Consider the following 712-nt stretch of genomic DNA (forward strand, 5'->3'; position numbering starts at 1 on the left):
ATTCCTCGCTGGGCGCGTCGTTGCGCAACACCATGAAGGGCATGCCGTTGTCGCCGAAACGGTAGCGGATGATGTCGCCGCCGGGCAGCACCACCGAATCGAGGGCCACGGGCGCAAGCTGGGCATGCGGACTATGGGGACTATGGGGGGCGGGGGAGGCAGAGGGTGCGCCCCCGGCGATGTTGCCTGCATTGTCCCCGTTGCCCCCATTACCATAGTAAAACCACATGCTGACGCGCCCTTCCTCACGGCAGCGCAGCGTGCCGTCCGGCGCGTACAGGTAGCGCGTCCGGCCCGCGCGCACGAGGCGGCCCGTGTTGTCGTAGGCAAAGGCGCGCTCCGTCTCCAGCATCCGCAGCGCGACGCGCGACATGCCGGGCAGCGGGTTCACTCTTGCCGTGATGCGCTGGCCCGCCGTGTTGTAGGTGTAGCGTTCCGCCACCTGGCCGTCGCGGCGCACCTCGGTCAGGTGGCAGCGTCCGTCGTGGGTGTAGTCGTAGCTGGCGGCGCGCCCGCCGTAGCGTTCCTGTTTGGCGCGCAGCCTGCCGTCGGGCGAGAAGGCGCACTGCACGTCCAGCGCGGGCGGGATGTCGCCGGACTGGGGAGCGACGGCGGTGGCAGAGGCGGCGGACCCGGCGGGGGAATCGGGCGCGTTGGGGGCGGGCAGGGAAAGCGCAGGGGCCGGGGACACGGCGGAGTTGGCCGTGGGGCG

General features: G+C 71.2%; 1 pseudogene. It reads right to left on the reverse strand.

The features are described 5' to 3' along the window. Positions 1-712: pseudogene (locus FVW20_RS17565) on the reverse strand (hypothetical protein); the annotation flags it as partial.

The sequence above is a fragment of the Nitratidesulfovibrio oxamicus genome (assembly GCF_015731765.1).
Classification (GTDB): Bacteria; Desulfobacterota; Desulfovibrionia; order Desulfovibrionales; family Desulfovibrionaceae; genus Cupidesulfovibrio; species Cupidesulfovibrio oxamicus.